This window comes from Kitasatospora dryopteridis (genome assembly GCF_050749075.1).
Classification (GTDB): domain Bacteria; phylum Actinomycetota; class Actinomycetes; order Streptomycetales; family Streptomycetaceae; genus Kitasatospora.
Window position 1 is genome coordinate 4,021,817 of the sequence record NZ_CP192749.1, and the last position, 17,746, is coordinate 4,039,562.

The window sequence follows — 17,746 nt, forward strand, 5'->3', positions numbered from 1 at the left end:
TGCCACACGGATGTGCGTGCGGTCCAGCACACCACAGGTTGCTGGCACTGCGTCACCCCACCGTAGCAACTGGTAGGCAAGACGCCCGATTCGGCCTGATTCGTCATCAACTGCGGACGGGGCGCGCGAGCCGCACGCCCGCCGTCTCCAGCCAGCCGCGGAGCGGTGCGTCCTTGCCCAGTTCGACGGCCTGGGCGACCACCGCGGCGAGGTCGGCCCGCCGGACGCCGCCCATCAGCAGCACCGGGCCGTCCAGCCAGTCCAGCCCCGGCACGGCGGCACCCGCGTCCACCACGGCGCAGCAGACCATCGCGGTGAGGTGCTCGGCCAGCAGGTCGCGCCCGCTGCGGGGCACGGCCGCGCGGTCGCTGCGGGCGGCCAGGGCCTCGGCCAGGTCGTCACCGCCGCCGGAGGCGAGCCGGGCCAGCACCCGCCCGAGCGGCGGCCCGCCGGCCCGCCCGGCGCCGTTGAGCGCGGCCTCCAGCCCGGCGGACTTCTCCCGCCAGCCGCGGGCCGCGACCTCCGCCGCGTACGCCTCCCAGTCCAGCGGCTGCCAGCCGCCGGACGGCACCTGGTGCAGCAGCTCGGCGGCGAGCAGCGAGACGGCCGCGTCCACCCGGCCCGGCTCCTCCAGCAGGTCGCAGGCGGGGCGGTCGCCGAGCCGGGTCTCGTACCCGTCGGCGAGCCGGTCGCGGCGGGCCAGCTCGGTGAGGGCGGCCACCACGCCCGCGTTCAGGTGCTCGGGGTGGCGGCCGAGCCGCCAGGCGGGCAGGGCGACCCGGGTGAGCAGGCGGTCCCACCCGGCGTAGGCCAGGCCGACCTGCTCCTGGGCGGCGATCCGCAGCCCGTAGTCGACCGCCCTGGCCTGGTGGGAGGCCCAGGCCGCGGCCGAGCGCTCCAGCTCGGCGGAGTGCTCCCGGCAGGCCGAGAGCAGCGCCCGGTTGATCCGGTCGATCAGTGCGGCGGGCCCGCGGTGCGGCTCGCCGAGCGACGCGTCCAGGCTGCGGACGAACCGGCGGGCGGCGGCGATGTCGTGGTCGGCGGCCGCCGCGGTGCCGGCCACCACCGGGGCCAGCAGCGCCCGCAGCTCACCGGCGCGCATCCACCACAGGAACGGCGAGCCGATCACCAGGACGGGGGCCGGGTGCGGGAGGCCGCGGCGGCGGGGGCCGGACGGCTCCTCCAGCCAGCTGTCGCAGTCCGGGGTCAGCGCGATGCCCGACGGGGCGGGCACCTCCAGCCGCTCGGCGAGGTCGGCCAGCAGCCGGTAGAGCTCGGGAGCCTCCTCCGGGCGGACCGGGACGGCCGGGGTGACCGGCGGCACGGCGGTGTGGTGCGAGCGGCGGACCAGCCAGCCGAGGGCGAGGGCCAGGACGGCGACCCCGGCCACCACCCATCGGACGGCGTCCCACGGGCCCGCGTCGGGCGCACCGGGTGCGCCGATCCGGCCGGTGAACCGGCCCGCGAACAGCACCACGGCCAGGGCGGCGGGGAGAACGGTGGCGGCCAGGGCCCAGCCGCGGATTCGCAGCACGGCCTGGGCATGCGCGCGTGCGGCGTCGACAGCAGCCATTCGGCGCGGCACCCCCTTCGGAGCAGTCGGGCGTCGGCGGACCGGGATGACGATGACCGGGGGCCGGGACGTCCGAGCGACTCGAAATGATCAGTATCCGACCGGGACACGGCGGCAGCCGCCCCCGGTTGTGCATCCTGCATGGCTCTTCTGACAGTTTTGACGCCCTCGTGCAGATGGGTGTTCCGGATCGCACTGCATTCCACTCGTCCTGGTGACGGCGCGAACGATCCGGACGCCCCCAGCATCCCCCCGGGAGCGTCGCACCACCCGGTGGCGGCCATGGCAGCGGTGCCCCGGGCGGGCGCGATTCAGCGCACCCTACGACTGCAGCCCCCGTTGCGTCAGCCGGATGCCCGATGAGTCACCCGAAGGGCTGGATTCCCGGCCAGGTACGGCCCCCGGGGCCGGGCGTGGCGGATCCGGAAACGGGTGAGGGCGCTGCGCCATGGGGGTGTCCCCACGGCGCAGCGCCCTCGGCGCGAGCGGCCGGGCCTACTGCTGCGCGGCCTTCAGCGCGATGTCCGTGCGGTGGTGCGAGCCCTTGAGCGAGATCCGGGCGATGCCGCGGTAGGCGCGCTCGCGGGCCTCGGCGATGTCGGCACCGGTGGCGGTCACCGAGAGCACCCGGCCGCCCGCGCTGAGCACCTCGCCGCCGTCGCCGCTGCGGGTGCCCGCGTGCAGCACGTAGGTGTGCTCGTCGGCCACCTCGTCCAGGCCCTCGATCGGGTCGCCGGTGCGCGGCGCGGCCGGGTAGCCCTCGGAGGCGACGACCACGGTGACCGCGGCGCCCTCGTCCCAGCGCAGCGGCTCCAGCTCGCCGAGGGTGCCGTCGGCGGCCGCCAGCAGCACGCCGGCCAGCGGGGTGCGCAGCCGGGCCAGCACGACCTGGGTCTCGGGGTCGCCGAAGCGGGCGTTGAACTCGATCACCCGGGTGCCGCGGGAGGTGAGCGCCAGACCCGCGTACAGCAGGCCGGAGAACGGGGTGCCGCGGCGGCGCAGCTCGTCCACGGTCGGCTGGAGGACGGTGGCCAGCACCTCGTCGACCAGGCCCTCGGGGGCCCACGGCAGCGGCGAGTAGGCGCCCATGCCGCCGGTGTTGGGGCCCTCGTCGCCGTCCAGCGCGCGCTTGAAGTCCTGCGCGGGGACGAGCGGCAGCACCGTGGTGCCGTCGGTGATCGCGAACAGCGAGACCTCGGGGCCGTCCAGGTACTCCTCGATCACGACGCGCTCGCAGGAGGCGGCGTGCTCCAGCGCGGCCGCGCGGTCGGAGGTGACCACGACGCCCTTGCCGGCGGCGAGGCCGTCGTCCTTGACCACGTACGGGGCGCCGAAGGCGTCCAGCGCGGCGGCCGCCTCCTCGGCGGTGGTGCAGACGTAGGAGCGGGCGGTCGGCACGCCGGCGGCGGCCATCACGTCCTTGGCGAAGGCCTTGGAGCCCTCGAGCTGGGCGGCCTCCGCGGACGGGCCGAAGACGGGGACGCCGGCCGCGCGCAGCGGATCGGCCACACCGGCCACCAGCGGCGCCTCCGGGCCCACCACGACCAGGTCGGCGGCGAGCTCGGCGGCCAGGGCGGTGACGGCCGCGCCGTCCAGCTGGTCGACCGGGTGCACCGTGGCGACCTGCGCGATCCCGGCGTTGCCCGGGGCGCAGTGCAGCTCGGTGACAGCGGGATCGAGGGACAGTGAGCGGCACAGGGCGTGTTCGCGGGCGCCGCCGCCGATTACGAGGACCTTCACGCTTGGCAAGGGTAGTCGGTGGCCGGTTCCGCCCTCCCGGCGGCCGTGGCGAAACCTCCAATCGTGCCGCTTTTCTCCGCATCCGATCTGGAGGATCGTCCAATCCGGCGCCGGTCCGGGGCTGCGCCGCAGCCCCGGGGTCATGCCCGCAGGCCGCTCGGGCCTCGCTCGGAAGAGTGAAATCTCGCCGCCCGGCGAAACCCTCTCACCTTGGCTTCCGGACCCGAATTCGGATAACGATCACAGCCGAAGCGCCCACACGGTAAGCCATTTGGGGGTAAGAAATGCTGATGGACGAAAACCGGCGACGCGCCGGAGCACGGCACCATGGGCGGCTCGCACCGCCGCACGGAGCCATGTCCGACGACGCGTCGGCCCGACGCGGCGTCAGCCGGGCGTCCAGCCAGGACTGCACTGTCACCCGCCACAGGGAGCCCCACAGGTGAGCCAGCCGGAAATGCAACCCGAGGAGAGTCCCTGGGGCAAGGACGTCGGCGAGGAGGACCAGCCCTCGGTGGCCGCGGCCGGCCGCACCCCCACGCGCCGCCGCACCGATCTGAGTGCCCGCCAATTCCCTTTGGGGGACTGGGGAGAGCCGGCCGAGCGGCTCGAGGAGCTCTACCGGTGGTCCGAGGAGCGGGCCGTGGAGGCCATCGACTGGTACCGCAGGGACCGCGTCTGGAAGCGCCGATGGGCGCGGCTGCTGCGCTTCGGCGCCGGGGTGTCCGCGGTCGGCGGCGTGAGCGCCCCGCTGGTCGGGCTGACCGGGGTGCTGGACGGGGCGGCCGGCTGGGGCTACCTCGGCCTCGCACTCTCCGCCGCCTGCCTGCTGACCGACCGCGGCTTCGGCCTCACCTCCGGCTGGATGCGTGACGTCTCCACCGCCCAGGCGCTGCAACGGCGTTTGGAGGCCTTCCAGTTCGACTGGGCCTCGGAGTGCGTCCGCGAGGTGCTCGGCCCCACCGAGGGCACCGCCGGCGAGGCCGCCGAGCGCTGCCTGGGCGTGCTGCGGCGCTTCTGCGAGGACGTCTCGGACATGGTCCGCACCGAGACCTCGGAGTGGATGCTGGAGTTCCGCGCCTCGATGACCCAGCTGCCCACCCAGGCGCCCGGCGTCTGGGGCGGCCGCTCCGAGGGCGGGTTCGGCGCCCAGGTCCGCGTCCTGCCCCCGCCGGGCACCCGGCCCACCATGCCCCGCCAGCGCCCCCCGGAGGGGCCGCTGCGCTGATCGTCGCCCGCTCGCCTCCGGGCCTGTGTTGTCGCCCGCTCGCCTCCGGGCACTGTGCTGTCGCCCGCTCGCCTCCGGGCCCTCTGGACCCGGCGCCGACGGTCGTCGCTCCGTCGCTGCGCTCCCTCGCTCCTCACTTTCGGCACCGGCGGGCCCTTCGGCTCGGGGCGGGTGTCGCCCTCGCGTCGGCGGGCGCTTCGGGGCGGGGCGGGGCGCCTTGCGGCGGTCAGGCGAAGACGATCATCGAGCCCTGGGTGACGCTGCGGGTGGCCGCCGCGTAGAGCCCGGCCCAGGCGTGCCGCTCCCGTGCGTACGGGTGGTGTGCGTCGTCCAGCGGCGGGGCGAACGGCTGCTCGAGGCCGGTCGGCGAGAGCGGCCGTGTGGGGGCCGGCGGCTCCAGTACGTCGATGCCCAACACCGGTGCCACCGCCTGTAGTTCGCGCAGCAGTCCGTACGAGGAGCCGAGCGGCCCGCCGGTGGCCAGCAGCTCGTCGTCCACCAGCGGGACGGGGAACTCCACCGGCACGTACGCCCCGGCGTGGTCGAAGTGCCAGACCAGGTGCGACTGTTCGGCCGTCGACTCGAACATCTCCAGCAGCTGCTCGTAGTCGCCGCCGAGCGCGTCCACCGGGGTGATCTGGAAACCCGTCACGCCCAACAGGTAGGCGCGGCGCAGGAAGTGGAGCGAGTCGTAGTCGAAGGCGGCTATCGGCTCGACGTCCCCGGTGATGCCCGGCGCGTAGCCGTGCACCGGCACCTCGGGCAGTCCGTGGCCGGCCAGCACGGAGTTGTAGCGGACGAGATCGTCCCGGAAGGGGTTCTCGGGGCTGTAGGTGAGGACGTCCACGAGCGGGACGAGCCAGAGGTCGCAGGCCATGGGCCGGCCCATCCTCTCCGGGGGTCGGGCGCCGCGCGCGGCCGACGGTGGTCGGGGAACGAGCGCCCACCCTACCCGGACGCCGGCGCCGCACGTCGCCCTCGGGTCGGCCGCCGACGGGGCGGGCGGGGCCGCGGGCTCAGGACGGCCCCGGCCGGCCCTGGACAGGCCCGGAGGGCCGCACCGGGCGGCCGAACCGGCCCGGCGGCACCGACCGCGGCAGCGGCACCCGGGTGGCCTCGTCCGGCAGCGCCGCCGGGGCGGCGGGACGCGGGACGGCCGCCTCCGGCCCGGCGACCGGGGTGCGCAGCAGACCGATCACCGGCACCGACTCGACGTCCTCGCCGGCCAGCCGGGCCAGCAGCTCCAGCGTGAACAGGTTGTAGTCGTTGACCACTTGGTGCGCCCCGGCGATGTCACGGGCCTCGATCCGGTCGACCAGGTCGCCGTGGCGGTCCCAGCAGACGCCGCCCAGGTCCGCCGCCTGCCGCAGGTAGGGGGCGGCGAACATCCAGGCCTGCACCCGCAGCCAGCCGAGATAGTCGGCGACCCGGGCGTTGCCGAGCAGCGCCGCCGCCTCCTGCCAGAACCGCAGGTCGCAGCCGACCAGCACGTCCAGCTGGCCGGCCCGGGAGGCGCGCGAGGCGGCGTCGGCCCGGCGGCGCAGCGAGGGCATCCGGGACCAGTCGTAGCCGCCGGAGCCGCGGGCCGGGTGGGCGGTGAGCCTGCGCAGCGCACTGTCGGTCAGCAGGGTCCGCGCCTCGAAGATCTCCAGGAAGTCCAGCCAGGTGAAGGCCGGGACGGTGAAGCCGCGGTGGTGCTCGGCGCGGAGCAGCCCCTGGGCGGCGAGGTCGACCATGGCCTCGCGGGCGGGGGTCGCCGACACCCCGTAGAGCTCGGCGACCTCCTTCACGGTGAAGTTCCGGCCGGCCGCCAGGCGGCCGGCCATCATCTCCTCGCGCAGCGCGTCGGCGATCTGCTCGCGCAGGCTGTTGCGCTGGATCGGCGGACGGGCGGCACCGGTGCCGTACATGCGGGCCACCCTCCTCCGGCGGTGTCACGGAGCCAGCGCGGAACGCGATGGCGGCTCATCTTCTCAAACACGCCCCCGGGGTGCACAGTGCCTCATCACGCCCATAACCGGACAGCCCGGCCGGGGCAGGTCCGGCCGCCCGGCCACGGCCGGGTCAGCGCTGGACGGGTGCCGGAATGCCGAGCAGCCGGTCCCGGTGCACCGGGAAGTCGGCCCGCGCCTTGCCCACCTCGGCGGGCTCGAGGTCCACGGTGAGCACCTCCTCGTCCGCCCCGGCCTCGCCGAGCACCCGGCCCCACGGGTCCACCACCAGGCTGTGCCCGGCCTGCGGCACGCCGCCGTGGGTACCGGCCGTGTTGCAGGCCAGGACGAAGGCCTGCTCCTCGACCGCGCGGGCCCGGGCGAGCAGCGTCCAGTGCTCGCGGCGGCGCTCCGGCCAGGCGGCCGGGACGACCAGCAGTTCGGCGCCGTCGTCCAGCAGGGCCCGGAACAGCTCGGGGAAGCGCAGGTCGTAGCAGGTGGCCAGGCCGAGCCGGCCGACGCCGGTGTCGGCGGTGACGATCTCCTGGCCCGCGCCCATGGCGACCGCCTCACCGCTGTCGAAGCCGAAGCGGTGGATCTTGCGGTAGGTGTGGGTGAGGGCGCCGTCCGGCGCGAAGAGCAGCGAGGTGTTGTAGATGGGGCCGTCCGGATCGCGTTCGACGATCGAACCTGCGTGCAGCCACACCCCGGCCGCCCGGGCGGCGGCCGACATGGCCTCGGCGGTCGGGCCGTCCAGCGGCTCGGCCCCCGCCGACCATGCCTCGTAGGCGAAGCCGCCGAGCGCCCAGAGCTCCGGCAGCACCACCAGATCCGCACCCTCCTGGGCCCTGACCAGCGCAGCCGCGCGGGAGCGCCGCTCGGCCGGCGGCTCGGTGTCGGAGACCGCGAGTTGGATCAATGAAGCGCGCACAGTACCACCGTCCACGGCAAGAGTCCTACGATCATCACCCGAAAGCGCTGTCCCGCTGTGACCCGACAGCGTAACGTGCGGGTAGCACTTGCGCCCCCAGGTCCCGGCGGCGGCCGGCGGAGCGTGTTGGAAGCTGACGGAGGCCCGGAGATGCTTGTGGCGGACAACCAGACCGTGCAGGTTTACACCGATGCTTGGACGCAGTCCATCGAATCGGTGGCCGAACTGCTGGCCCCGTTGCCGACCGACTCCTGGAACAGGCCCACCGACTGCCCCGGCTGGTCGGTGCGCGACATCGCCTCGCACATCATCGCCGTCGAGTCCGAGCTGCTCGGCGACCCGCGGCCGATCCACTCGCTCCCCCGCGACCTGCGGCACGTCACCACCGAGTTCGCCCGGTACGTCGAGCTGCCGGTCGACAAGCGCCGCTGCCACACCCCCGTGGAGATCACCAGCGAGCTGGAGTACACCGTCATCCGCCGGATGCGGGCCCTGCGCAACGCCCGCCACCAGCCGCACGACCTGGTCCGCTGGCCGGCCGGGCCGCTCTCCCGGGAGATCCCCTACGTCGAGCTGCTGCGCAACCGCGCCTTCGACGTGTGGGTGCACGAGCAGGACCTGCGGCGCGCCCTCCGGGTGCCCGGCAACCTGGACTCCCCCGGCGCCGCGGTCACCCGCGATTACCTCGTCCAGGGGCTGCCCAAGGTGGTCGCCAAGCTGGCCGGCGCCCCGGCCGGGACCACGGTGGTCTTCGACGTCGCCGGGCCGCTGGAGTTCCTGCGCACCGTCCGCGTGGACGCCTCCGGCCATGGCACCGTCGACACCTCAGTCGGCCTCGCCCCCGACGTCCAGTTCCACCTGGACTGGGAGACCTATCTCCGGCTCGCCTGCGGCCGCATCCGCCCCGAAACGGCCGCCGCCGCCATCCGCGTCGACGGCGACACCGAACTCGCCGCCCGCATCCTCGCCCACTTCACCCTGACCCCCTGACACCCGGGGCGTCCGCCCGGGCTCGCGCCCCGTACCCGGGTGGCGTGCGCCCTCGCACCCCCGTGCGACGCCTGCCGACCGCCACTTCATCTGTTCGGCCTCGTTGATTCGTGCAGCACCCATCACCGAGAGTGAAGGAGGGGCGGCATGAGCGACGAGGCCGACATGGTGTTGGTGCCGTCGAGTTTCCCGGTCACCGGGCAGCCGATCAGGGTGGTGATGATCAACGGGGAGCCGTGGTTCGTCACCGCGGACGTGTGCAGGATTCTCGGGCTGACCAACCCGAGCGAGACCGTGAGGGGGCTGCACAAGGTCCACATCCAACGGGTCGACCTTCGGACCGTAACCCTCAGCCGGCCTGAGGGTTACGACGTTTCCGCAGGTGGAAAACCCTATGGGCGCGGCAACCCGGTGGTCGGGGTGATCAGCGAGGCCGGCCTCTACCGGCTGATCATGCGGTCCGACAAACCGACCGCCGAGCCCTTCCAGGAATGGGTCACCGGCGATCTCCTGCCCGCCGTCCGCCGGGGTGGCTTCGATCTGGGGCACCACCGCCGGAGGATGGGCGAGACGCTGGCCGAGGCGGTCGGCCAGCAGGTGGAGATCCTTACCGACGTCACCTTCAGTGACGGAATCGGCGCCCATGTCCGCTCGGACGGGACGGTGCACTGCCGCCACGGCGAGATGGAGTTCCGCGTCCCGAGCCGGGAGGAGGACAGCGGGCCTCCGTTCGGGCCGTACTACCGGTGCCCGAGCGTGGAGCGGGTCGGCATCCGCGGAAGTGTGGCGCTGCCGCGCTGTCCGAGGCTGAAGCTGGTCGAGCTGGTCCGGCACCTCGCGGAGACCGGCCGCCGCAACCACCCGGGCGGCACGGTGCACTGTGAGCTCGGTCGGGTGCGCTTCTCCGGGACGCCGCTCGACGTCGCGGATCTGCTCCGGGAGATCGGCGCGGCCTGATCCGGCCGCCGGCCCGCCCCGCGTGGGGCGGGCCGGCGGTGTGCCTCAGTGGGCGAGTCCGCGGCGGAGGCGGAGGATCATGGCGGTGCCGACCGCCATGGGGACGTACTGCCAGCAGAAGGCCCAGCGGTAGGCCTCGGCCGTGTGGGTTCCGTCGGCGGAGGCGAGGGTGTCCAGCAGGACGCCGATGCCGAGGAGGGCCACCACGGTGCCGACGAAGCCGCCCATGTTGGCGATGCCGGAGGCGGTGCCGAGGCGTTCGGCGGGGTTGTGGGAGCGGGCGTAGTCGAGGCCGACCAGCGAGGCCGGGCCGTTGCTGCCCATGACGGCGATCAGCACCAGCAGCAGCCAGAGCGGCGGGCGGCCGCCGGGCCAGGCCAGGACGGCCGCCCAGCAGAGGGCGGTGGCTGCGATCACGGCGAGGCTGAGCGGCATCCGGGTGCGCGGGCTGCGGGAGACCGTCCGGCCGAAGACCAGCGCGAAGACCATGTTGCTGACGACCAGCAGGGTCAGCAGGCCGCCGCCGGCGGCCCGGCTCATGCCCTGCCCCTCGACCAGGTAGGGCATGCCCCAGAGCAGGCCGAAGGCGGCGGCCGGGAAGGCCGTGGTGAAGTGCACCCACAGGCCGAGCCGGGTGCCGGGTTCGGCCCAGGCGTCCCGGATCTGCCGGCCGACCGGGAGGCCCGGTGCGGAGCCGTCGTGCCGGGCCCTGCGGCCGTGTCCGGGGCCCTCCCGCAGCACCAGCGCGACGAGCGCGAACACGCCGGCGCCGGCCAGCGCGATGGCGGCGAAGGTGGCCGTCCAGCCCTGCTCGTGCAGGGCCCGGGCGAGCACGACCGTGGTGACCAGGTTCCCGCCGACCCCGACCAGCCCGGTGAGCTGGGCGATCAGCGGGTTCTTCGCGGCCGGGAACCAGTGCGCGGCGATCCGCAGCACGCTGATGAAGGTCATCGCGTCGCCACAGCCGAGCACCGCCCGGGACGCCAGCGCCGGGCCGAAGGAGTCGGCGAAGGCGAAGGCCAGCTGTCCGGTGCTCATCAGCAGGACGCCCAGCAGCAGCACCCGCCGGGCGCCCTGCCGGTCCACCAGCAGGCCGACCGGGATCTGCATCGCCGCGTACACCAGGACCTGCAGGACGGCGAAGGTGGAGAGCGCGGAGGCACCGATGCCGAAGCGGGCGGCGGCGTCCAGGCCGGCGACGCCGAGGCTGGTGCGGTGGACGACGGCGAGCAGGTAGACCGAGGCGCCGACCGCCCAGGCCGCCCAGGCGGCGCGCCCTCCCGGCGGGACGGGCCGGAGCAGGGGCGGGGAGGAATGGAGTGGGGGAAGGGGGCGGGCGGTGTCGGCAGGGTCCGCGCTCATGGCACCAGAGCCTAGTCATCCCATGACCTGACCAATCGGGCAGGGTACGAACCGGACGCCGACGGACCACCGGGCCCGCCCGTCAGCCGGTCAGCGTCCAGCTCACGGTGCGGGTCATGTACCGGTCCCGGAAGGCCTCGTCGCGCACCCAGTCGGTGGTGTCCCGGACGGTCGCGGTGACGGTCGCCCGTGCTCCCGGTGCGAGGCCCAGGGTGGCGGTGTCCAGCCAGCTGCCGCCGGGGGCGGGCACCGGCTTCCCGTTCACCGTCCACTCGATCTGCAGCTGCCGCGGGCCCTCCAGCGGCACCGCGCTCACCTGCAGCCGCGGCCGCCCGGCAACCGGGCCGGGGGCGGGCGCCGCGCCGTCCAGCGGCTTCACCCGGCGGTAGAGCTGCTCGACGATCGCCTCCCGGGAGGGCAGGTTGTACGTGCCGCCGAGGGTCCGCATGACCGAGTCGGCGGTCGGCCGGTACAGCCCGTTGGCGCTGCGGTACGCGCCCACCACGCCGCCGCCGTCGGGCGAGGTGGCGCCGAGCCAGCGCCACCACTTGGCGTGGGTGCGGAGCATCTCGTCGGCGTCCACGGCCGAGAGGTTGGCGTAGCCGGGGTCGTCGGGGGCGCTGTCGTACTCATCGCCGAGGTCGCCCACGGTGTGGCCGATCTCGTGCTGGATGATCCGTCCGGCGTCGGGGCTGCCGCCGGCCAGCGTGGTGACGCCGGTGCCGCCCGCACCGCCGTACTCCTCGGAGTTGGCGAGCGCTATCAGGTACTGCGGGCCGGCGTCCTCCCCGGCGTAGCGGGCGGTCGCGGACTCGTCCGCGCAGAGCAGCCGGGCGGTGCCCTCGCACCAGAAGTGCATGCCGAGCGGGGTGTCCGTGGGCCCGCCGTCGTCGTCCTCGGCTATGCCGGCGACCGGGGAGACCACCTCGACCCGCCGTATGTTGAAGAAGCTCTGGTACGTCCGGAACGGTTCTATCTCCATCAGCGCCCGCCAGGCCCGGTCGGCCTGCTCCCGGAACAGCGGCTGCTGGGCGGCCGTGTAGCCGTCGCCGAGGAGCACCAGGGTGATCCTGTTGGCCGGGTCCCCGGCCCGGCGGATGTCCACGCTGGGGGCCGCACCGGGGGCCCGCAGGTCGATCCGGTCGGGGGCCGGCGGTGCTCCGCGTTCGGCGAGCGGGCCGGCGGGCGGCCCTATCACCGCAGACGGCGCGGGGGCCGCGACCTCGAGCGCCGCGGGCAGCACGGCGGCCGACATCAGCACGAGGGCGGCCAGACTCCGGACGATCCGGCCAGGGTTGCCAGGCGGCATGCGGGTGCGTCCTCCGGGCTCCGGTCACCCGGCGGGGGCCGGGTGGTGGTCGCACACACGTACCCACGACGACACGCCCGGCCGACCGGACGCATCCGAAGTTCGCCGGACCGGACCAACGGCACCCCGGCGTGTCGGCTCGCGCCGGCGCCCGCGGACGCTCCCGGCCGGCGGCTGCCCGCCGCCCCGGTCAGCTGCTGCGCAGCGCGGCGAGCGGGTCCGTCCGTGCCGCCCGGACGGCCGGGTAGACGCCGGCGAGCAGGCCGATCACCGCTCCGACCAGCGGCGCCGGCAGGGTGGCCCAGGGCTGCAGGACGGCCGTCCAGTCCCGGGCGGCGGCCACCGCGAGGACGGTCAGCACGCCGAGGCAGGTGCCGATCAGGCCGCCGAGGGCGCCGAGCGCGGCCGACTCGGTGAGGAACTGCGCGGCGATGTGGTGGGTGCGGGCACCGAGGGCGCGGCGCAGGCCGATCTCGGGGGTGCGTTCCAGGACGGCGACGAGCGTGGTGTTGGCGATGCCGACGGCGCCCACCACCAGGCAGATCGCGGCGAGCGCCAGGAACAGGCCGGTGAGGTCGGAGGTGACCCGGTCGCGCAGGCCGTGCGGGTCCGGCGGGGCGGTGGCGGTCAGCAGGTCCGGGGCGTCCGGGCGGAGTGCCACGGGCAGCTGGTCGGCCACCACGGCGGCCGCCCCGACCCGGGTGGCGGCGATCAGCCGGGCGGCCCGGTCGTCCCCGGTGCCGGGGTTGCCGAAGCGCTCCAGTGCGGTGGAGCCGGGGATGATCATGCCGAGCAGGGTGTCCGGCAGCCGCTGGACGTCCCGGTAGATGCCGATCACGGTGTACGGCAGGCCCTCGATGAAGATCGCGGGCTGGGCGTCCAGTCGGGTCACCCCGAGCCGGGCCGCGGCGGTGCTGCTGAGCAGCACCACGGGCAGCGAGGCGGACTGCGCGTACGGGTCGAGGGTGACCCCGGCGGCCAGCGTGGGGTGGACGGCGGCGACCGCGCCCGGGGTGGCGGCGAACAGGGCGAGGCCCTGGGTCCCGCCGCCGGCCGCCGGGGAGGCGGAGATCCGCAGGTCGTCCGAGGGGATGCGCCACCAGACACCGGCCGCGGTGACGCCGTCGATCCGCCCGGCCCGGGCGTCGGCGTCGGTGGGGAACGCGGTGGGCGGGTCGGCGCCCGGGGCCACGCCCTGGGCCGACGGGTGGTCGGCGACGGTGACGGTGGTCGCCCTGGTCAGGTCGAAGCTCGCGCCGATCTGCCCGGAGGCGGTGGCGGTCAGCCCGAGCACGGCGACGAAGGCGCCGATGCCCAGGACGGTGCCGAGCACGGTGAGCGCGGAGCGGCCGGGGCGCTGCAGCACGCCCGCCAGCGCCTCGCCGAACAGGTCGCGCGGCGACAGCCGGGAGGGCGGGCCGACCGGGCCGGTGCCGCTCACCGGTGCGCCGCCGGCTCGGTGAGGCGGCCGTCGCCGATCCGCACCACCCGGCGGGCCCGGGCGGCGACGGCGGGGTCGTGGGTGATCATCACCAGGGTGAAGCCCTCGTCGTTGAGCTGCTCGAAGCGGTCCAGAACGGCGGAGGCGGATACCGAGTCCAGGTTGCCGGTGGGCTCGTCGCAGAGCAGCAGGTCGGGCCGGTTGACCAGGGCCCGGGCGATCGCGACCCGCTGCCGCTCGCCGCCGGAGAGCGTGGTCGGCAGGGCGTCCGCCCGGTGTCCGAGGCCGACCCGGTCCAGTGCGTCCCGGGCGGCCGCCCGGCGCCGTTCCCGGGGGGTGCGGTTGTAGACCCCGGCGAGCAGCACGTTCTCCTCCGCGGTGCGGTGCGGCAGCAGGTGGAAGGACTGGAAGACGAAGCCGATCCGCCGCCCGCGTAGGGTGGAGCGGTCCCGGTCGGAGAGCTGCCCGGTGTCGATGCCGTCCAGCGTGTAGCGGCCGACGGTCGGGGTGTCGAGCAGCCCGAGCAGGTGCAGCAGGGTGGACTTGCCCGAGCCGGACGGGCCGGTGACCGCCAGGAACTCGCCGCTGTGCACGGTCAGGTCGCACGGGTGGAGCGCGGTGACCGGAGGTGGCCCTGCGTGGCTGCGGCCCACGCCCTCGAGCCGGACGATCTCGCTCACCGGCCGACCACCACCGGGTCGCCGGGCTGCAGCTGCGCGTTCTGCACGGGGGTGACGGCCACGTACCCGTCGGCGTTCACGCCGGGGGTCACCGGCACGGTGATCCGGCGGCCGGCCGAGTCGATCCGGGTGACGGCCGTCCGGCCGGTGGCGTCGGTGAACACGGCGGCCACGGGCACGCACAGCACCGGATCGGCGGTGGCGCTGCGCTTCACGGTGATCCGCACGTTCTGGCCGGCGAACGCGGCGGGCAGCGGCTCGGCCGGGTCGATCCGCAGCGGCACGTACGGGGCGCCGGGCGGGCCCGCTGCGGGAGCGGCCGGCGCGGCCGCACCTCCGGCGGCCCCCGCATCCGCGGCGCCCGTCCCGGCGGCGCCGGCGGCACCGGGCGCCGCACCGCCGCCGATGGCGATCACCCGGCCCGCGGGCGGCGCGGTGGTCGGCGCGTCCAGCCCGGCGACCCGGCCCTTGGCCGTCGTCCCCGAGGCCTCGGCGAGGATCTCCACCTCCATGCCGGGGGCGATGCCGGGGGCCTGGGCGGGCGCCAGCTGGCCGGTCACCACCAGGTCGCCGCTGGTCAGCGAGAGCAACGGGCCCGCGACCGGGGCACCGACGGGGGCGTTCACCGCGGTCACGGTGGCCGGCACGACGGGCAGGAAGACCGCCTCGCCGGCCGGCACCACCGGGCCGTTCGCGGCCTCGGCAGCGGCCAGCGCCGCCTTGTCGTCGGCGAGCTTCTGCCTGGCCTCCTCCAGCTGGCCCGCAGCATCGGCAGCGCCGGTGCCGGTGCCCTGGCGTGCCTTCAGTGCGTCGATTTGGTGCTGGTCGGCCTCCACCGTCCGCCGGGCGGTGTCCACCGCCTGCCGGGCGGCGGCGCCGGCGGTCGGGGCGGAGTGGCCGAGCTTCCGGTAGAAGTCGGTGACGGCGCGGGCGGTGCCGGGCCCGAACGTGCCCTCGGCGTCGGAGCCGCGGCCGTGGCCGAGGCCGGCCAGCGCGGCCTGCAGCTGGGCGACGTCCGGGCCCTCGGCACCGGGCTTCAGGTCCCGGTAGGCCGGCACCGCGCCCTTCAGCACGAACAGCGGCCGTCCGGAGACCTCGGCGAGCAACTGCCCGTTGCCCACCGCGTCGCCGGGCTTCACGGCGAGCGCGGAGACGTAGAGCTGGGTGATCTCGGGCGAGCCGGAGGCCGGGGTGATGTTGTACTGGGTCGGCGGGTAGACCTGGCCGCGGGTGACGGTGGAGCGGGTCAGCACCTTCAGGGCGGCCTCGGCGGTCAGCAGGGTGCTGGGCGGGGGCGCGGTGTCCGCGGCCCGCTCCGCGGGCGACTTGATCATCGTGGCGGCGCCCAGCCCACCGCAGGCGACCAGCGCCGCGGAGACCGCGACCACGACCAGGGCGCGGCGCCGCAGCACCATCCGCGAACGGCCCGGAGGCCGGCCCTCCGCCGTCTCCTCCGCGTCGAATTCCTGCGCCGGTTCCCGAATCAGGTTACTCAATGCCTCGTCACCAGCCACTCACCGCTGCCCGTCGGAAGAAATTCACGTGCACCGGAGCGGGTGATTCCGAATTCCCCACCGCACCCGGATCGAGCCGCCTCAGCCTACCCGCGGGGCCCGCCGTGCCATACGATCCGGCGGTCGCGAATTTCGATCCGAATTGCCCGTACCCGCACGGAATTCCGCCGTTCGGGGCACCTTCTCCTACCGCGCGCACATCATGATCGCAGCCCGGGCTCGGCCGTTCGGTCGACGGTTTCCGTGAAAGGCGCCCACGAACCCTCCGCGTACGGATGCGGTGGATTCCGGCGGAATACCCGGGACGCGGCCCGGCGGGTCAGCCGCGGCGGTGGTGCAGGACGACGTGGGTGGCCAGCCCGAGCAGCAGACCCCAGAAGGGAGCGCCGATGCCGAACAGGGTCACCCCCGAGGCGGTCGCGAGGAAGGTCACCACGGCGCCGTCCCTGCCGCGCTCGTCGGCGACCGCCCCGGCCAGGCTGCCCTGGAAGGAGGCGAGCAGCGCCACCCCGGCGATCACCGCGATCAGGACGTGCGGCAGCCCGGTGAACAGGCTCACCAGCACCCCGCCGAAGCTGCCCACCACCAGGTAGAGCACGCCCGCGGACATCCCGGCGACGTACCGCCGCCGCAGGTCCGGGTGGCTCTCCTCGCTGGTGCAGATCGCCGCGGTGATCGCGGCCAGGTTGACGCCCGGCGAGCCGAACGGGGCCAGCAGCACCGAGAGCGCACCCGTCGCGCCGACCAGCAGCCGGTCGTCCGGCCGGTAGCCGGAGGCCCGCATGATGGCGAGGCCCGGGGCGTTCTGCGAGGCGAGCGCCACGATGGTCAGCGGCAGCGCCAGGCCGACGGTCGCCGCCCAGGAGAACGCCGGCACGGTGAGCACCGGGCGGGTCGGCCCGCCCGCCCCGATGTGCAGCGGCAGGCCGACGGTGGCCGCCGCCAGGACGGCGCCGACCAGCAGCGCCACCGGCACCGCGTACCGCGGCACCAGGCGCTTGGCGAGCAGGAAGGCGGCGAAGCTGCCCAGCACCAGGACGGGCGCACCGCGCAGCTCCGCGAAGATGCCCGCACCGAAGGTGAAGAGGATGCCGGCCAGCATCGCATTGACGATGCCGGACGGGATCGCCCGGACCAGCCGCCCGAACAGCCCGGTCGCGCCGAGCACCGCCACCGCCACCGAGGACAGCAGGAAGGCGCCCACCGCCTCCCGGTACGGGTACGCGCCGAGACTGCCCACCAGCAGGGCCGCCCCCGGCGTGGACCAGGCGGTGATCACCGGCGTCCGCGTCCACCAGCTGAGCAGCAGGCAGGTCAGCCCGCTGCCGATGGAGACCGCCCAGATCCAGGAGGCGGTGTGCGCCTGGTCCAGGTGCCCGGCGGCGGCCGCGGCGAGCACCACCACCAGCGGGCCGGAGAAGGAGACGGCGATGCAGACCAGTCCGGCCAGCAGGGCGGGCAGCGAGACGTCCCGGCGCAGCGAGGGCCGGGGCTCGGGCGGGGCGGGGGCGGCCTCGACCTGCACCGCGGTCTGACGATCGGACATGGGCAGCAGTATCACGGAGACTTCCCCGGCACCCGAAAAAATTTCTCCGGACCACCTGCAACCCCTCGGGCAGATGGACGTCCATGAGGATGAAGGCACGGAGAGCGGGACCGGCGGACAACGGCCGGGGGGCCGATGCGCCGGGCAGCCTTCACCCGCACACCGTCAGCACACCTCCCTGGGGGACCAGTCATGCGCGCGCCCGCTATCTCCCGTTTTGTCCGCAATGCTGCCGTCACCACCGCAGCCGCTCTCACGATCGGCGTCGGCCTGCCCGTCCTGTCCGGCGGCACCGCCGCCTGGGCGGCCTGCGGCGCCGCCACCACTGCCCCCGCCGCCCCGGCCACCGAACTCGCCGAGACCGGCCCGTCCGCCCCGACCGCCTTCCTCTTCGCCTCCGGCGCGGCAGCCCTCGCCCTGGGCGGCGGTGTCCTGTTCGCCGCCCGGAAGCTCGCCCGCCGTTGACCGTCCCCGGAACGCCGCCGGCCCCGCCCCCACGGAGGGGACGGGGCCGGCGGCGTTCACCGAGGGATCGGACCCGGGC

At 75.1% G+C, this 17,746-nt stretch carries 15 protein-coding genes; 4 read left to right on the forward strand and 11 right to left on the reverse strand.

What is annotated here, in order from left to right; all coding sequences use genetic code 11:
• Positions 1-106: 106 nt before the first annotated feature.
• Together ACQ614_RS18375 and purD are read right to left on the reverse strand one after the other, a co-directional pair.
• Positions 107-1,573, reverse strand: a complete 1,467-nt coding sequence (locus tag ACQ614_RS18375) for a hypothetical protein (protein WP_431679628.1) — start codon at positions 1,571-1,573, stop codon at positions 107-109.
• A 495-nt stretch (positions 1,574-2,068) separates the two neighbouring features.
• Positions 2,069-3,313 carry a phosphoribosylamine--glycine ligase gene (gene purD, locus ACQ614_RS18380; RefSeq protein ID WP_431679629.1) on the reverse strand — a complete coding sequence of 415 codons (1,245 nt, stop codon included), beginning with the start codon at positions 3,311-3,313 and terminating at the stop codon, positions 2,069-2,071.
• 442 nt (positions 3,314-3,755) lie between these two features.
• Here purD and ACQ614_RS18385 point away from each other — a divergent pair, with 442 nt between their 5' ends.
• The gene (locus ACQ614_RS18385) at positions 3,756-4,541 is read left to right on the forward strand and encodes an SLATT domain-containing protein (protein ID WP_431679630.1); all 786 of its coding nucleotides are present in this window, start codon (positions 3,756-3,758) and stop codon (positions 4,539-4,541) included.
• Between the two features lie 226 nt (positions 4,542-4,767).
• Here ACQ614_RS18385 and ACQ614_RS18390 read toward each other — a convergent pair whose 3' ends face one another.
• The 3 genes from ACQ614_RS18390 to ACQ614_RS18400 all read right to left on the reverse strand — a co-directional run bounded on the left by ACQ614_RS18390 (position 4,768) and on the right by ACQ614_RS18400 (position 7,403).
• Complete coding sequence (locus ACQ614_RS18390) at positions 4,768-5,418, reverse strand: hypothetical protein (RefSeq protein ID WP_363498359.1); 651 nt, start codon at positions 5,416-5,418, stop codon at positions 4,768-4,770.
• A gap of 139 nt (positions 5,419-5,557) precedes the next feature.
• The gene (locus ACQ614_RS18395) at positions 5,558-6,451 is read right to left on the reverse strand and encodes a GntR family transcriptional regulator (protein ID WP_431679631.1); all 894 of its coding nucleotides are present in this window, start codon (positions 6,449-6,451) and stop codon (positions 5,558-5,560) included.
• Positions 6,452-6,605: 154 nt separating this feature from the next.
• Entirely contained in the window at positions 6,606-7,403 is a 798-nt protein-coding gene (locus tag ACQ614_RS18400) for a carbon-nitrogen family hydrolase (RefSeq protein WP_363498353.1), read from the reverse strand.
• 156 nt (positions 7,404-7,559) lie between these two features.
• Between ACQ614_RS18400 and ACQ614_RS18405 the strand changes: the two genes are divergently transcribed.
• Positions 7,560-8,393 (forward strand): maleylpyruvate isomerase family mycothiol-dependent enzyme, encoded by an 834-nt coding sequence (locus ACQ614_RS18405; RefSeq protein ID WP_431683956.1) that lies wholly within the window; start codon positions 7,560-7,562, stop codon positions 8,391-8,393.
• A 147-nt stretch (positions 8,394-8,540) separates the two neighbouring features.
• Positions 8,541-9,350 carry a BRO-N domain-containing protein gene (locus ACQ614_RS18410; RefSeq protein ID WP_431679632.1) on the forward strand — a complete coding sequence of 270 codons (810 nt, stop codon included), beginning with the start codon at positions 8,541-8,543 and terminating at the stop codon, positions 9,348-9,350.
• A 45-nt stretch (positions 9,351-9,395) separates the two neighbouring features.
• Here ACQ614_RS18410 and ACQ614_RS18415 read toward each other — a convergent pair whose 3' ends face one another.
• The 6 genes from ACQ614_RS18415 to ACQ614_RS18440 all read right to left on the reverse strand — a co-directional run bounded on the left by ACQ614_RS18415 (position 9,396) and on the right by ACQ614_RS18440 (position 17,202).
• Positions 9,396-10,712, reverse strand: coding sequence for an MFS transporter (locus ACQ614_RS18415; RefSeq protein ID WP_431679633.1), 1,317 nt, complete (start codon positions 10,710-10,712; stop codon positions 9,396-9,398).
• 82 nt (positions 10,713-10,794) lie between these two features.
• Positions 10,795-12,021: a M64 family metallopeptidase gene (locus tag ACQ614_RS18420; protein WP_431679634.1), complete on the reverse strand. Its 1,227-nt coding sequence runs from the start codon at positions 12,019-12,021 to the stop codon at positions 10,795-10,797.
• A 190-nt stretch (positions 12,022-12,211) separates the two neighbouring features.
• On the reverse strand, positions 12,212-13,462 hold the full coding sequence (locus tag ACQ614_RS18425) for an ABC transporter permease (protein WP_431679635.1): 1,251 nt from the start codon (positions 13,460-13,462) through the stop codon (positions 12,212-12,214).
• Positions 13,459-14,142 (reverse strand): ABC transporter ATP-binding protein, encoded by a 684-nt coding sequence (locus tag ACQ614_RS18430; RefSeq protein ID WP_431679636.1) that lies wholly within the window; start codon positions 14,140-14,142, stop codon positions 13,459-13,461. The genes ACQ614_RS18425 and ACQ614_RS18430 overlap by 4 nt, the downstream gene beginning before the upstream one ends.
• Positions 14,139-15,638, reverse strand: coding sequence for a peptidoglycan-binding protein (locus ACQ614_RS18435; protein ID WP_431679637.1), 1,500 nt, complete (start codon positions 15,636-15,638; stop codon positions 14,139-14,141). Before ACQ614_RS18435 ends, ACQ614_RS18430 begins: the two co-directional genes overlap by 4 nt.
• 337 nt (positions 15,639-15,975) lie before the next feature.
• Positions 15,976-17,202, reverse strand: a complete 1,227-nt coding sequence (locus ACQ614_RS18440) for a benzoate/H(+) symporter BenE family transporter (protein ID WP_431679638.1) — start codon at positions 17,200-17,202, stop codon at positions 15,976-15,978.
• 192 nt (positions 17,203-17,394) lie between these two features.
• Here ACQ614_RS18440 and ACQ614_RS18445 point away from each other — a divergent pair, with 192 nt between their 5' ends.
• A complete protein-coding gene (locus ACQ614_RS18445; protein WP_431679639.1) occupies positions 17,395-17,667 on the forward strand; it encodes an LPXTG cell wall anchor domain-containing protein in 273 nt (90 codons plus the stop codon).
• Positions 17,668-17,746: the final 79 nt, after the last annotated feature.

Bases quoted from the DNA above. Each gene is read 5' to 3' on its own strand.
- ACQ614_RS18375 (WP_431679628.1), bottom strand. From the start codon at position 1,573: ATGGCTGCTGTCGACGCCGCACGCGCGCATGCCCAGGCCGTGCTGCGA.
- ACQ614_RS18390 (WP_363498359.1), bottom strand. From the start codon at position 5,418: ATGGCCTGCGACCTCTGGCTCGTCCCGCTCGTGGACGTCCTCACCTAC.
- ACQ614_RS18395 (WP_431679631.1), bottom strand. From the start codon at position 6,451: ATGTACGGCACCGGTGCCGCCCGTCCGCCGATCCAGCGCAACAGCCTG.
- ACQ614_RS18410 (WP_431679632.1), top strand. From the start codon at position 8,541: ATGAGCGACGAGGCCGACATGGTGTTGGTGCCGTCGAGTTTCCCGGTC.
- ACQ614_RS18415 (WP_431679633.1), bottom strand. From the start codon at position 10,712: ATGAGCGCGGACCCTGCCGACACCGCCCGCCCCCTTCCCCCACTCCAT.
- ACQ614_RS18420 (WP_431679634.1), bottom strand. From the start codon at position 12,021: ATGCCGCCTGGCAACCCTGGCCGGATCGTCCGGAGTCTGGCCGCCCTC.
- ACQ614_RS18440 (WP_431679638.1), bottom strand. From the start codon at position 17,202: ATGTCCGATCGTCAGACCGCGGTGCAGGTCGAGGCCGCCCCCGCCCCG.
- ACQ614_RS18445 (WP_431679639.1), top strand. From the start codon at position 17,395: ATGCGCGCGCCCGCTATCTCCCGTTTTGTCCGCAATGCTGCCGTCACC.